Source organism: Streptomyces sp. 2P-4 (assembly GCF_030167965.1).
Classification (GTDB): Bacteria; Actinomycetota; Actinomycetes; order Streptomycetales; family Streptomycetaceae; genus Streptomyces; species Streptomyces globosus_A.
The window spans coordinates 1767221-1781406 of the sequence record NZ_CP095011.1 but is presented as its reverse complement, the minus strand read 5'-3'; the positions used below and the strand labels follow the sequence as shown (position 1 = coordinate 1781406).

General features: G+C 69.7%; 12 protein-coding genes. 8 read left to right on the top strand and 4 right to left on the bottom strand.

Features of this window, described 5'->3' with window-relative positions; translation table 11 throughout:
* Positions 1 to 186: 186 nt before the first annotated feature.
* The 3 genes from MUK52_RS07360 to MUK52_RS07350 are packed head-to-tail and all read right to left on the bottom strand — an operon-like array spanning position 187 to position 2143.
* Positions 187 to 849 carry an ABC transporter permease gene (locus MUK52_RS07360; RefSeq protein WP_284575206.1) on the bottom strand — a complete coding sequence of 221 codons (663 nt, stop codon included), beginning with the start codon at positions 847 to 849 and terminating at the stop codon, positions 187 to 189.
* Entirely contained in the window at positions 846 to 1745 is a 900-nt protein-coding gene (locus MUK52_RS07355; RefSeq protein ID WP_284575205.1) for an ABC transporter ATP-binding protein, read from the bottom strand. Before MUK52_RS07355 ends, MUK52_RS07360 begins: the two co-directional genes overlap by 4 nt.
* A complete protein-coding gene (locus MUK52_RS07350; RefSeq protein WP_284575204.1) occupies positions 1742 to 2143 on the bottom strand; it encodes a GntR family transcriptional regulator in 402 nt (133 codons plus the stop codon). Before MUK52_RS07350 ends, MUK52_RS07355 begins: the two co-directional genes overlap by 4 nt.
* 422 nt (positions 2144 to 2565) lie before the next feature.
* Here MUK52_RS07350 and MUK52_RS07345 point away from each other — a divergent pair, with 422 nt between their 5' ends.
* Positions 2566 to 3273: a hypothetical protein gene (locus MUK52_RS07345; protein WP_284575203.1), complete on the top strand. Its 708-nt coding sequence runs from the start codon at positions 2566 to 2568 to the stop codon at positions 3271 to 3273.
* Here MUK52_RS07345 and MUK52_RS33150 read toward each other — a convergent pair.
* Positions 3174 to 3698: a flavin reductase family protein gene (locus tag MUK52_RS33150; RefSeq protein WP_350206334.1), complete on the bottom strand. Its 525-nt coding sequence runs from the start codon at positions 3696 to 3698 to the stop codon at positions 3174 to 3176. The two genes, MUK52_RS07345 and MUK52_RS33150, sit on opposite strands and share 100 nt — an antisense overlap.
* A gap of 273 nt (positions 3699 to 3971) precedes the next feature.
* On the opposite strand from MUK52_RS33150, the gene MUK52_RS07340 reads away from it, so the two are divergent.
* The 7 genes from MUK52_RS07340 to MUK52_RS07310 all read left to right on the top strand — a co-directional run bounded on the left by MUK52_RS07340 (position 3972) and on the right by MUK52_RS07310 (position 14177).
* Positions 3972 to 4172 carry a hypothetical protein gene (locus MUK52_RS07340; protein ID WP_284575202.1) on the top strand — a complete coding sequence of 67 codons (201 nt, stop codon included), beginning with the start codon at positions 3972 to 3974 and terminating at the stop codon, positions 4170 to 4172.
* Between the two features lie 134 nt (positions 4173 to 4306).
* Positions 4307 to 6160: an ABC transporter ATP-binding protein gene (locus MUK52_RS07335; protein WP_284575200.1), complete on the top strand. Its 1854-nt coding sequence runs from the start codon at positions 4307 to 4309 to the stop codon at positions 6158 to 6160.
* The gene (locus MUK52_RS07330) at positions 6157 to 7065 is read left to right on the top strand and encodes an LLM class flavin-dependent oxidoreductase (protein WP_284575199.1); all 909 of its coding nucleotides are present in this window, start codon (positions 6157 to 6159) and stop codon (positions 7063 to 7065) included. The genes MUK52_RS07335 and MUK52_RS07330 overlap by 4 nt, the downstream gene beginning before the upstream one ends.
* On the top strand, positions 7062 to 10013 hold the full coding sequence (locus MUK52_RS07325; RefSeq protein ID WP_284575198.1) for a lantibiotic dehydratase: 2952 nt from the start codon (positions 7062 to 7064) through the stop codon (positions 10011 to 10013). The genes MUK52_RS07330 and MUK52_RS07325 overlap by 4 nt, the downstream gene beginning before the upstream one ends.
* A complete protein-coding gene (locus MUK52_RS07320) occupies positions 10010 to 11194 on the top strand; it encodes a lanthionine synthetase LanC family protein (RefSeq protein WP_284575197.1) in 1185 nt (394 codons plus the stop codon). The genes MUK52_RS07325 and MUK52_RS07320 overlap by 4 nt, the downstream gene beginning before the upstream one ends.
* A gap of 56 nt (positions 11195 to 11250) precedes the next feature.
* Complete coding sequence (locus MUK52_RS07315) at positions 11251 to 13905, top strand: lantibiotic dehydratase (RefSeq protein WP_284575196.1); 2655 nt, start codon at positions 11251 to 11253, stop codon at positions 13903 to 13905.
* The gene (locus MUK52_RS07310) at positions 13902 to 14177 is read left to right on the top strand and encodes a hypothetical protein (RefSeq protein WP_284575195.1); all 276 of its coding nucleotides are present in this window, start codon (positions 13902 to 13904) and stop codon (positions 14175 to 14177) included. Before MUK52_RS07315 ends, MUK52_RS07310 begins: the two co-directional genes overlap by 4 nt.
* Positions 14178 to 14186: the final 9 nt, after the last annotated feature.

Here is a 14186-nt window from a genome sequence, read left to right as displayed (position 1 = left end):
TGACGCCTATCCTGAGTGGCCGTCAGGTGCGATGGGGCTTGCGCGCAATTGGGAGCGAGCGCTGTGTGTGGGATCTCTCGTTCATGCTGTGCTGGGCAGTGGAGGCACGGGTGTGCGCCTCGTGAATGAGTAGGGGTGTGACGCTGTGCGACGGCGGCCTCGGTAGAGGCCGCCTCGCGGGAGGGGTTATCGGCGGGTGAGTCGGCGCAGCCCCACGAGGGTGAGTGTGGCCGCCAGCAGGATTAGGGCCCCTCCATAGGCGAACTGCCAGGGCCAGTAACCCGTGAGGACGTCGGCCTCCTGCAGTTCGGTACGGAGTGCCGGGCCGCCAGAGGTGATGGCGATCCACAGGACCAGTACCGTGCCCATGCTCACCACGGTCTTCTGGAACAGCACGCCGGTGGCGAAGCCGAGCGCCACGAGGGCTAGGGCGAGCGTGAACGGCACCAGGTCGTGGGAATCGAAGTACACCGGGCTCAGAGGATCCACGTCCGGAGCGGTCCACAGCGCCGGGTGCTGCGTGGCCCATGTCACCAGGGCGGTCACCATGGCGACGCTGACCAGGGAGATGAGCGTCGCGCAGGCAAGGCGGGTCAGGTACCAGTGACGGCGGGTGATGGTCTGGGTCCACACCAGTCGATGCGTACCGAGTTCGAACTCACGCGCCACCGCGGGTGCGCCGACGAAGAGCCCGAGGAACAGCGAGAGGTACTGTGACAGGCCGGCCGTCACGCCGTGCATCTGCGGGTACGTGCTGCGTTCCCAGACCGCCAGGGTCGCGTAACACCCCAGTAACGCGAGCAGCGCGAGCGCGACAGGGCGCTGCTGCCGCCAGGCGAGCCATGTCATCGGACCTTCTCCATCCGGTGCTCTCGTCCGGTAGCGCCCCCAGGTCCCCGCATGTAGGCGAGAACCAGTTCCTCGAGCCGCGGGGTGCGGATGGTAACTCCGCTCTGCGTGACGGGGGTCCCAAGGCGGACCAGTGCGGAGACTCCTCTGTCGTCGGTGGAGGTCTGTACGACCTTGTGCACCCCTTCAGCGAGAAGCTCCGTCAGCCTGGCGGATCCGGATAGCATCGCGTGCTCGTCGAGAATGTCCTCGATGTCACCGTTCAGCTGGACCTTTCCACCGCTGAGCAGCAGCAGGTGGTCGCAGACCTCCTCCAGTTCGGCCAGTACGTGGGAGGACATGACGACCGTCATGCCGGTCTCCGCGACGGCGACCATGAGCGACTGCATTACCTGGTGCCGTGCAAGAGGGTCCAGGTCCGCCATCGGTTCGTCGAGAAGAAGGAGGTCTGCGCGCTTGCTCAGCGCGACGCCGAGCGCGACTTGGGTCCGCTGACCTCCGGACAACTGCCGGATGCGGGCCCGGAGGGGAATTTCAAGCCCTTCAAGCCTCTCTCGGGCGAGACCGTCGTCCCACACGGGGTTGAGGCGTGCCCCGAGAAGAAGGGTCTCCTCCACGGTGAGGCCAGGGTAGAGGGGTTTGTCCTGGGCGAGGAAGGCGACTCTGGCCAGGCCTGCAGGGTGTTCGGCCGGTTCGTCACCGAAGATGCGGACACTGCCCGCGCTCGGCGCAATCAGTCCGGCGGCCAGGTGTAGGAGGGTGCTCTTGCCGGCGCCGTTGGGGCCGACGAGTGCGGCGATACGTCCGGCAGGGATGGTGAACGTCAGGTCCCGTAACGCCCAGCGTCCCTTGTAGAGCTTCCCGAGGCCCTCGGCCCTCAAGGCTTCTTCGTTCACTCCGGTCCTTCTTCCCGCGGGTTCAGTCTCGCCCGCATCACGGCATCGAACAGCGCATGGATGTCGGCCGGTTCCATGCCGCCGGCGAAGGCGGCATCGATCCAGCGCACGAGCTCATCCCGCAGTTCCGGACGCCGTTCGGCCGCCGGCCCTCCGAGCCCTCGAAGGACGAACGTTCCCCTGCCGGGGCGCGCTTCCACGAGGCCCATGCGATCCAGTTCGCGGTACGCCTTGTGCACAGTGTTCGGATTGATCGCCAGTTGGCCCACGACCTCCTTGGCCGTGGGGAGTTGATCGCCGGGCTTGAGCATGCCCAGGCGCAAGGCCTGCTCGACCTGGCGTGCGAGCTGCAGATATGTCGGCAAGCCCGACCGGCGGTCGAGGTGGAAGTCGAGCATGTCATCCCTAAACCACTAAGACAGTGGTAGAACTGTAGTGAGGGCGGCCCGACCAGGCAAGCCAACTGACCCCCGCGAGGGATGATCAAGCCATAAGCGGACGGCCCGCCGCCCCGGCCTACTCGGCGGTACACCCGTCCGTTACGCCGCCGAAGGTGCTGGTGAACCGCAGATCAGCCACCGACGCGACGAGATGTCTTTCGACGTGCACTTCTTCAGGCCGCAGCCGCTGCTCCCGGCGCACGTTTCGGCCATCCAGTGTCCGGCCATTCAAGCGATCTTGAACGGGAGGTACAGTCCTGTTCGAACGCGAATCCGGCAATCGTTCTGCGTCGCGGCAGCGACGAATCGCCCGAGATCGCTGGTGGATCGAGTTGGTTCCGATTTCGGGAACCTCACTCAAGTGCACACGGGGGGCTCTCATGGGAGGGCAGGGCTCGACTGCTGCCTACAAGGGATTCACGATCATCGTTGCGCACCGTTCGCTGCAGCGACTACTCGACACGTACTACGACCGGGCGTCCCCGGAGTTGCTGCAATGGAAGTACGTGGACGACATGGACGCGATGGAACAGTGTGATGACGCCTTCGTCGCTCTTCCGGTGTTCACGCCTCAGCATGCGAACGTGGTGGCACAGGTTGCCGCGAGCAACCCAGTTTCGGGAATCGTCGGGGTCGTTGCGGACGCGTCCGGAATGCAGACGCACTTGGCGATCCAGAGCGGAGCGAACTGGGTTCTGAATCTCCTCGTTCATCCTTCCGAGTCACTCAGGGTATTGCAGGGGCTGCTGCTGCAGCATGCCGCCGCACTCGGGCACAACCGCGGGACTCTCGCCGGCGAGGAAGGCGCGGACCACGATCCGCTCCGCACTGCGGTACCAGCTCACGCCGATCCGGTCCCACGCGAGGACCTCGTCCCCGACGGAGACGAGGAACTGATGACGATGCTCTGTGACTGGGTGCCGGTCGGTGAGATGGCGAGGCGTTACTACTGTTCAGAGCGGTCGATGTACCGACGAATCCGTAGGCTCTACGACGCGCTGGGCGTGTCCACTCGCAAGGAGCTCCGGGCCAAACTGCTGTCCAGTACCTCCCCCGGAGCGGCCTCGCCGGCTCGCGGCAGCCGGTGAAAGGCGCGTCCGTGCAGTACCAGAGGCGTTTCACGCCCCGTTCCGTAGATGCGCGACGGCGAACCGAGGACCAGTGTGTGATCCGCGCATGAGAACGTCTTCTGAACCGTGCAGGCGAGGGCGTGAAGTGAATCCCGCAACAGGGGTACGTCCTCGGTCCCGAGGAGATCGACGTTGGTGAATCGGTCCCGCTGTGCACCGCGCGAGAACCGAGAGCACAGATCTTGCCGGGCCCAGTCGAGAATGCTAATCCCGAATCGACCGCTCACCCGCACGGCCTGTAGCGTTTGCCCGGCGGAATTGAGGGCGACGGCCACCAAAGGCGGTTCGACGGACCAGGACATCAGCGTATTCACCGTGCAGCCGATCGGATTTCCCTGCCAGATGCTCGTTACCACCGCCACCCCGGTGGGCCACGAGGCCATGACGTCCCTGAAATCATCCACAGATGACGCGCGCCCTGTTCCGTCCATGGAGCCATGATGCTCGCTCATCGGGGCGGCGGCGGCTGAACTGGCGACAACTGGCGGGAACTGGGGAAAGGACGACGATCTGGCAGACACCACTGCCGGGTCGGTGTCGAAACGCTGTCACCGTGATCAGTTCTCTTGTCAGCGATCGGTGGGGCCGTTCAGCATCGAGAGGACCGGCACCCGCCGGAGAAATTTGATTGTGCAACACATTCGAAAGGAGAATCGGTGAGCACTTCCATGACGGAGGTCAGCCAGGCCACGCTCGACCTCACCATCGACGAGGAGGTCTTCTCCTCGCCGGGTGGCGCCACCGTGACCATGGGCGCCGACCAGCCGGAGGGCACCACGACGTTCGCCACCACCTGCTGGGGCACCTGTGCCTTCACCTGCGGTGACTGCGAGACGATCTCCTGCTGCAGCTGCTGATCCGCGGCTGACCTCCTGCTGACCCGGCTCGTTCCCGGGAGCATTCCGGCCGTCGGCACACCCTCGTGGTGTTTCGGCGGCCGGTCTCCCGTGGACCATCAGAGCGGCGGACTTGAGATCTATCGAGGTGTGCGATGAAAGAAAACGGCGGAGAGTCCAGGCGTTCGCTTCTCGACAACATCCGCGACGCGTTCAGGATCAGCCGGCAGGCCGGTGGGGGACTCTTCGCCCTGGCCATCGCGATTCCGGCAGTCGAAGGGATCATGGCAGCGGCCCAGTTGCTGGCCCTGCGCGGAATGGCTACGGCGTTCTTCGTGTCCAACGAGGACAGCGACCGGGTGATCGGCCAAGCCGCGCCCTGGCTGATCGCCGCCGTCGGGGTCACGGTCATCGCGCTCGTAGCGGACAACGCGCGCCACGTTGTGCAGGAGTTGCTCTCCGAACGGGTCAAACGCCTCAGCGCGGCACGCATGCACCAGGCCATCGCCCTGCTCGAACTGGAGGACTTCGACGACCCGACGGTGCACGACCGCATCAGCCGGGCCGAGGCGACCGCGGACTACCGGCCCACGCAGGTCGTCCGTAGCGTGATGTCGATCCTCGCCGCCGGCCTTCGGGTCCTGGCCCTCGCCGTCTTCCTCATGTTCCTGCAGCCGCTGTTGGTTCCGGCGGTCTTTCTGGCGGCGGTCCCCGTCCTTCTCGTATCGAGCCGACTGGCTGGACAGCGCTTCTCCTTCCACTACCGGGTGACGCCCCTCGAACGTCGGCGGCGTTACGTCGGGTGGTTGCTGACTGCCCGCCAGCCTGCCGCCGAAGTACGTTCGTTCCGTCTGGTGGAGCACTTCTCCCGACGCTACGACGAGTTGTCGCGCGAACGGCTCGACGAACTACGCGGGCTGATTCGCAAGCAGTGGCGCGGCATGATGGCCGGCCAGCTCACCTTCACTTTCCTGGTCTCTGTGTGCGTTGGCGTCCTGGCCTGGTTCTACGGCTCGGGCCGAATCGACGCGGCGGGACTGCTGACCGCCGTGCTCGGACTGGCCCGGCTGGCCGGCTCGCTGGGCTCCCTCGGCGGCCCGATCAGCGAGCTCAGCGAAGCCAGCCACTTCCTCAACGACCAGCATGCCTTCTACCAGGGGATCAGTGCGGCGCGCGCCCCGCGCGGCACCCGGGCAGTGCCGGGACGGCTGGCTGAACTCCGCGTGGAAGGGCTGACCTTTACGTACCCAGGTGCCGAGCGACCGGCCCTCGACGGCGTCGACCTGACCATCAGGTCCGGTGAGATGGTCGCGTTCGTCGGACCGAACGGCTCGGGAAAGACCACTCTCGCCAAGATCCTCGCCTTCCTCTATCAGGGCCAGGAGGGCAAGTTCACCTGGAACGGCGTCGACGTCAAGGATCTGGACGTCCACGGACTGCGGGACCAGGTGACCACCGTCTTTCAGGACCACATGACGTACCACCTGACGGTCGGCGAGAACGTGGCTCTCGGCGATATCGGGCGCGACGGAGACCAGCCCGGAGTGCTGCGGGCCCTCGACCGCTCGGGCGCCGGTGACGTCGTCGCGCGGCTCCCCAAGCGGCATGACACCGTGCTCGGCTCCGAGTTCGAGGACGGGGTCTCACTGTCCGGCGGTGAGGCCCAGCGCCTCGCCATCGCCCGGGCCTTCTACCGCGACCGCGACCTCGTCGTGCTGGACGAGCCGACGTCCGCGCTCGACGCCCACGCGGACCACCGGCTCCTCGGAGACCTGCGCACCTTGCTGAACGGGCGTACCGCCGCAGTGGTGTCGCATCGGTTCTCCAACGTCCGCCACGCCGATCGCATCTACGTTCTCAAGGAGGGCCAGATCCTGGAAGAGGGCACCCACGACGCGCTGATGGCTGCGGGCGGCCTCTACGCGGAGATGTACTCCCTCCAGGCCAGCGCCTTCACGGACGAGCCGAAGAACCGTACATCCATGGAACCTGAGGAGACCGTCGAGTGAGCGACACCGTCCAGGGCCCCTACGGGCCGCCGCTCGGACTCATCGAGTTCCTGGACCTGTCCCCCCGGCGGCCGGTCCACGACAAGCGGCGTACGGCCCTGGCCGGCGCCCGGTACGCCGACCGGCTGGGATACAGACGGATATGGGTGCCCGAACACCATGGCCCGGAGTGCCCGAGCACCAACCCCTGGCTGACCGCCGCCGTGGTCGCCGACTCGACCACCCGGGCACGCGTCGGGACCGCCGTGTCCCTGCTCCGCGTCCGCGACCCGTTCTACACAGCGGAGGACATCTCCAGCGTCGCCGGCCTGTGCCCCGGACGCCTGGACATCGGCTTCGGCCGCGGCGACTTCGGCGGCCGCGGATCCGAGCGGGTGCACCACCTGCGCAAGACCGACCGGCAGCTGGACGAAGCGCTCGACACGGTCATGGCCCTCCTGGCACCCGGGGCCGACGGCGGGGTCGAGCCGCTCACCGGCGACTGGCAGGGTTGGCTGCACGGCACCGGTACCTCCTCCGCCCGTGCGGCGGGAAGGCTCGGATTCCACTACTGCCACGCACTGTTTCTCAACCCCGCCCTGGACGCCTGCCTCGCCGGATTCGACGCCTACGCGTCCCATCTGACCGGCCTCGGCCACACCGCCGTCGCCCTCGCCCTCGTAGCCAACCCCGACCCGGGTCGGGCCATGGCCGACGCACAGCAGCAGTCCTTCCCGGTCAACTGTGCCGGAACCCCCGAGGAGTGCGCACTGGCAATACGCGGCGCACTCCGCGCCACCGGCGCCGACGAAGTCGTCATCGCCGAACTGTCCACCGACCCCGAGGACCACCTGCGAGCCCTGGCCGCCCTGTACGAGCTTGTGGCAGACGCTCTCACCCCCACCGCCGAGGAGGCTTCCCGATGACCAGCGACCGTGTCGCGATGGTGAGGGCCGCGCTCCTCGCGGTGGAGGAGGCCGCCAGGTTGGTCGACCGCGGCGGCTGGGACGATGACCCGCTCGTGGAGGCCGCCGTCGGCCTCGCGGCCGGCCGGCAACTCGTCGCGAACAGCGCCAGTAAGGAGAAGGCCCGGGCCGCCGTTCTGCGCTACATCAGCAGGATGGGCGGCCGGGCCACCCCGTACGGACTGTTCGCCGGCACCGGGTTTGCCGACATCGGCCCCCAGCGTCAGCTGAGCCTCGGCTCCGCCACGACTCATTTGGTGCGGGTGCGCCCTGACGTCGGTGCCCTGTACCGCGTCGTCCTGGAAGCGTACGACGAGGCTCCGCGGGAGAAGTGGTGCGTCCGGCTGAACCCGACCGTGCGCCGCACCGTCGACGGCCTGCGCTACACGAAGCCCGGAGACGCCGGCGCCGACGTGGTCTCCCTCACCTTGACACCGGCGCTGGGTGAGCTGCTGAAGGTTCTCGATGCCGGGCCCATGGTCGCCGAGGACGTCGTCGCCGCCCTGCGGGAGCGGGCACCGAGCACCGACGCCGCAGCCCTGCTCGGCTTCCTCGGCAAGCTGCTGGACTCGGCGCTGTTACTGCGCTGCACCGAACTGCTCGCGTCCGGCGAGGAGCCGGTCACCCGTGCCGCGGCCATTCTGGACGGCCTCGGCCGAGCCCGCGAACGGGACGCGATCCAGGAGCTTTCACGGGAGACGTGCGGTCCCCGCCCCCTCCGCCCGGAGCAGTTGCCCGGCGTGCTCGACCGGGGTTGGCGGACGGCGTCCGAGGCGATACCGGCGCTCGCCGAGGTCGCCGACCACCACCGGTTCCACGTCGACGTGGAACTCTCCCTGGACTCGGCGGTCCTCGACCACGGGACCGTGGCCGACCTCGAGGAGACCCTGCGCAGGCTCGAACCCGTTTTCCCTCCGCACGACGGCCTGAAGGACTTCCGCGAGGCGTTTCGGCGCCGTTACGAGGACGCCGAAGTCCCCCTCCTGGAGGTCGTCGATCTGGACAGCGGCCTGCTGACGAGCAGCCAGCGGGAAGTCTCCCGGCTGGCGCGGCTGGCCGGCGTTCGCCACCGGTCCGGCCAGACCGTCCCCGAGGTCCGGCCCGCCCTGTTGCGCGCACTGGACCAGTGGATCACCACCGGCGGCCCCGTCGACCTGCGCGCCTTCGCCGAAGCCGCAGGCACCTCGGCCAAGTCCGTGCAGGCCGCGCTGCTGGACGACCACGAGGGCGCCTATCGGAGCATGCTGGTGGCCGGCCATCGCAGAACGTCCTCCGCCCTGCTGGCCCGCTTCTCACTGGGCCGCGACGATGTGACGCGACGGCTGTACGACCTGGAGAAGGGTGGGCCCGACGAGGCATCGGACCGGGACACGGCGATCAGGGCTGAGCTGCTGCACTCGCCCACCGGGCGGATCGGCAACGTGCTCATCAGGCCGCGTCTCTTCGACGAAGCGGTCGCCCTCTCCGGCGCCGACGGCGGCACGCTCACTCTGGACCGACTCCAGATCCGGCTTGTCGGCGACGAACTCCGGCTCCGAGACGGCGTCTCGGGTCGCCGCGTCCTGCTGGACCTGAGCACCGCCCACAACGTCAGCTCGCCCGGTTCCGATCCCGTCTACTCCTTCCTCGGCCAGTTGGCCGGCACGGACGCGGTGACGTGGGCCTGGGGAGCGCTCGGCAGACTCTCCCACCTGCCCCGCGTGGTGTGCGGTTCGGTGATCGTCACCCCCGAGCGGTGGCGGCTGACGGGCGAGGCAGTACGCAGGATCGTCGCGGCGGCCGACCCGGCCCGGGAGCTGCGCCGCAGCCTGCCGGAGCTCGGCGAGCGCCGCTGGGTCGGCACCGGTGAGTACGATCTGCTCCTCCCCATCGACCTGCACAGCTCCCGCTCCGTCGCCGCCGCGCTGGCCCGCCCCGCGGCCGCTGAGGAGCACACAGTCTTCGTCGAACTGCCGCAGCTGGAGAGCCCCGCAGCCCAGGGGGCCGCGGGTGGCCACGTGGCCGAGGTGGTGGTGCCCCTCGGCGGCGGCCCGCCCACCGCCCGGCACCAGCGCTGGACCGCGCCGCCGCCGGTCTCGCAGGAGGCCGGGCTGGGGACCGAGTGGCTCTACTTCCGGTACTTCACCGGCGTCGCCGCCGCCGACACGGTCGTCGCCCGCGCCCAGGAGTTGGTCCGCGACCTCGGACGACGGGGCAGGGCCGAGGAATGGTTCTTCATCCGCTACGCCGAGCAGGGCCACCACGTCCGCGTGCGGGTCCGGCCCGTCGGCCCCGATGCCCGGCAGGACGTGCTCGGCTCGCTCGACGCGTTCGGGGCACGGCTCCGGGCGACGGGACTGGTGTCCGACTACTCCATGCACCAGTACGTGCCGGAGGTCGCACGCTACGGAGGACCGGTCGCGCTGCGATACGCCGAGGCTCTCTTCGGGGCGGACAGCGACGACGTGGCCGCGTTCGTGGCCTCCAGGCCGGACGAGACGGCACGGCTGCACCATGCGGTCGCCGTGGTGCTGCACTGGTGCGAGACGCTGTTCGACACGCACACCGCCCGCGTCGATTTCCTCCTCGCCTGTATGGAGTCCCTCGGCATGGACTTCGAGAAGGACGGCAACAAGCGCGGGAAGTTCTTCCGGGAACACCGCGGGCAGCTCGACGCGTACCTGGCGTCGTGGCGGCCGACGGCACGGACCTCGGCCCGGCTTGCCGAGTTCGGCGGTGCGGTCCGGGAGGCGTACGAGGAACGCAGCGCCTACCCGTCCTTCGGCTCGGCCCTGCACATGCACTGCAACCGCCTGTTCGCCTTCGACGCGCGGCGGCTCGAGTTTCTCACCTACGACCTGGCCCTGAGAAAGGTCCGTGAATCCATGGCGCGGCGAGGCGCCCGATCCTTCCGGAAGGGAACGGCGTGATACCCACCCCAGAGGCGGCCGAGCAGCTGAAGCTCGCCCGCGTCCTCTACGACGATGCGGCAACCATGATCGCCGCTACTCCGAGCCTGCTGCTGGAGCTCGATCTGGCCCTTGCCTCCCTGGAGTTCGAGCGAGCACTCGGTGAAAGCCGGCCCGCGAAAGAGGCCTTCCGGCGCGCGCTCGACATCCTGCGGGGCTCGCGCAACGTCGAGCCGTGGCTGTACGGCGGTGCGGCCCACGTCGGCTGGACCGCGGTGCACCTCTCCCGCTCCTATGGCGTCCTCGTCGGCGGTCTCGAACCCCTGGATCGGATGATCATGGAGTGGGTCGCCGACTTCCCGGAGGACCGGGACGTCGACCTCCCCCTCGGGCTGCTCGGCCTTGGCGTGTATGGGCTGATCCACCCCGACGAGGGTCTGCGTGAACGGGTCACCGCCGAGATCCTCCGCGTCATCGAGAAGCGGGTCGAGCACGATGAAGGCATCTTCGTGCGGCTCACCGCCTGGGAGCCCCGGGTACGCAGGAGCCCACACCTCGTCGGTCAGCGGGACCTCGGCGTGGCCCACGGGAACGCGGGGCTCGTGTCCTACCTGGCATCGGCCGCGATGAGCGGCCTCGCGTGCGCCCCGCACGCCGCACGTCTCCTCGACCTCGCGCTGAACTGGTTCCTCGGGCAGCGCAGCGATGTCGAGCAGACGGTGTTCTCACAATCCGTGGAGTTCCGCTACATGCCCGCGCGCAGCGCCTGGTGCTACGGCGACCCGGGCATCGCCCTCGCCCTGTCGGTGGCGGCCCGCGCCACCGACAGGGCGGACCTCCGGACCGTGGCCCGGGAAACCGCCAGGTCCGCCACCGACCGTCCGGTATCGCTGACGCGGGTGTCGGACGCCTGCGTCTGCCACGGAGCCTCCGGAATGGCCTGGTTCAACCATCGGAGCGCCACGGAGTTCGGGCTCGTCCAGGCGCGGGATGGCGTCGCGCACTGGACCCGCCACATCGCGGAACAGCGCGAGAAGGGTCCCCTGGAGTACAACTCGCTTGAGCAGAAGCGCAGGGACGCGTCCTTCCTGGAGGGCGACCTCGGCACATCACTCGTCCTGCTGTACCTCGCGACCGGCGTCCGCCCCCTGTGGGAACAGCGGCTGCTGGCGACGCCCGTGGTGGCCGGGGAGCCGATGTGACGTGGCCGAAAGCCCCCGACCCGCGCGGCGGGGGAACGCCTCGAGTCGTCGTGCGCGTGCCCCTGCTGAGCGTCGACGAGGCGACGGCTACGCACACGACCGGACTCCTCCCCGACGATGTCCAGCGGCTGCTGCTGCGCGCCTCCGGGGAGGCGCTTCTGGGCGGAGCAGCGTCCGGTGCAGTGCCATACGACCTGCTCCAGGGCCGGGCCATCCCTCCGGAGGCTGCCGGTGCCGTCCCAGCCGTACTGGCCCCCGAACGGTCCCTGCTCCTGCGCTCCCGCGACCGGCACCGGGTGACCGGACACCCACAGGCGGCCGCACTGCGTGGACTCGTCGGCGCCGCACTGGCCCGGCAGAGCCCTGAGAGCCGTCAGCTCCGTGCCAACCCGACCCTCCGTCGCGACACCACGCACTACCGGCTGTACGCCCCGCATGCCAGAAGCGGCGTCAGGGTCGTCCGGATGCGGATGACAGCGACCACCGAGGCAGTCCTCGCCCGGTGCGGCGACGGCGCGGTACGCCGAGCGGACCTCGTCGCCCATCTCGTCGGCCAGGCCGACGGGACGTCGACGCCGGCGGTGGACGAGTTCGTGAACCGCCTGGAAGCCGCCGGACTGCTGCTCCCCGCGCCTTCGCCGGCCGGTGACGACATGCTTCTGCCCCTCCCCGAGCGGGCCGTCGCGTGGCTGCGTGCGGCCGACGCGGACGACGATGCCACGGTGCTGGAGAACCTGAACAAGACGCTGGCCGTACCTCGCGACCTGGCCCGGTACGCCGAGGACGGGTTCGGACCGGACGCAGCGACGGGCCTGGTTCCGTCAGCAGCGGCCGAGGCTCCCGGGGGCCGACACTTCCGGGCGCGAGTCGCCCCGTGCTTCGCCGCCGCCACTGTCGACCACGCAACCGTGGATCAACTGCGACTGGCCTGCGCCGCGCTGGCCGCCTGGAGCGGTGAGCCGTCCTCCCCGGCGCGGCTGCGCGAGGCGGTACGAGAACACTTCGCCGACGCCCTCGTACCCCTGGCGGAGCTGGCGGACCCCGACCGCCGGCTGCTGGAGCCCCCATCCGCACCGGACCCGTCCGGATACGCCCAGGAACAGCACACCCACATAGCGCGCGCCCTGGCGCGCTGGATGGACATGGGAGAGCCCGTCGACCTCGCGGAGCTCGCCGTTCACCGCAGGGACACGCCAGCGTTCCGGCCTGACGCGTCGCCCGACCGGTGGATCCACGCGGCGCTGCTCGACGAGCCAGGCAGCGTCGGCAGTGCCCTGCTCCTCGCCGGATGGCGCGACCTGCCGGAGGACACCGCGGAGGACTTCGGCGTACTCGAGTTCACACACTGGGCCCCCGCGCCGCCCCCGGAACGTCTCCTCATCTCCTTCCGGACCGACGGAACCCCGCTCCTGACCGACGCCGACACCGGCGCGCCAGTCTCCTTCGGCGCCGCGCTGTCCGTCGCCAGGTTCGAGAACTCACCGCTCACGTTCGCCTTGGAGCGGCTGCGGCCGTCCGAGCCCCTCAGCTGGGAGTGGGGCGCGCTCGGCGAGCTGCCGCACCTGCCCCGTGTGACGCACGGCGCCGTCGTGGTGGCTCCCGAGCAGTGGTCCTTGCAGCCGAGCGTCCTGGCGACGGTGGTGCGGGCGCCGGACCCCGCCGCCGCCCTGCGAGCCTGCCTCCCCGGCGTGGGCGACCGCCGCTGGCTGGGGCTGCGGGTGCCCGGACGCACCCTGCCGGTCGACAGCGCATCGGTGGACCACTTCCGGGGTGCGCTCCGACTCGTAAGGCAGGACGCACCGTTGCGGGTCGTCGAGTTGCCCCAGTTCGAGCACCCCGCGGTGGTCGGCGAGTCGGGCAGGCACACGGCGGAGGTGCTGATCGACGCGTGCGAGCCCCGAACCCAGGTGCCGCGCCCCGCCGTGCTCCGACGGGGAAGCCCGGAGCGGGTCGTGGCGTACCGGTTCGCGTGCGTCCCCGAGGCCTCCGACCGGCTGCTGGTGGAGGTCGCGGCCGTGCTGGACCGACTCCGGGCGGCCCGACAGGCCGAGGAGTGGTACGTAGAGCGCTCCGGGCCGGCCGAGCACCACCTGACGGTGCTGTGCCGCACATCGGAGCCCGGCCACCGGGCAACAGTGCTCGCCGCCCTCGACGACCTGGTGTTCCGGTTCACCGCGGACGGCTGGATCCTGGACGGCCGCGTCGAAAGGCGGCCCTTCGCGGCCGTCTCCCCGGGAGACGACGAGTGCTGGGACGTCGCCGCCCGGCTGGCGAGCGCGGACACCGTCGACGTGCTGCGGTACCTGAGCGACCCCAGGACCGACATCGAACGGCTCGAGCGGTGCGTGGCCGACTGCGCGGCATGGGCGCGGCTGATGAGCGGATCCCCTGCGGACGCTGCCGCCCTGGCCGCATCACTGGCAGGGGGCGACGCCCCCGTCGAGCACCTGCGTGCGGTTCTCCACTCCTTCGAGCGGGCCCGGCCGGCCGCCCGCGCCTACGCCCCCCACGAGCCGGACCCCGTCGTCGCCGAGCGCCTCACCGAGTTCGTCCACACGCTCGCCACGAGCCCGACCGCCGACCGGTGGACGGCACTCACCGGTGTTCTGCGCGCGCACTGCGGTCGGCTCTTCCCTGACCGGGCTCCGCTGTGGCGCGCCGCGACAGCGGAGCTCACCGTTCGATCCCTCCAGGAAGGACTCGCCCCATGACACCGCACGTACCCGGCCCGTGGCTGCGGCGCACGGTGGACTCGCTCGTTCGGAACGCCCGTTCGGCGGCAGCCCTCACCGGCGACGATCCGGCGGCCCGGCGTGCGGTGCTCGTCGAGATCGGTATCGACCGGAGCGGGCACGACGCCGCGCTCAGGGCGATCGACGCCCTGGACGGCGCGGACGCCCCCGGTGACCGGGACCGTGAGCGAGAGGACGGTGCCCAGGCGGGTTCCGTCGCGCTCGCGGCCGCCTTGCTGGCTGGCAGGTGACGTCGCCCC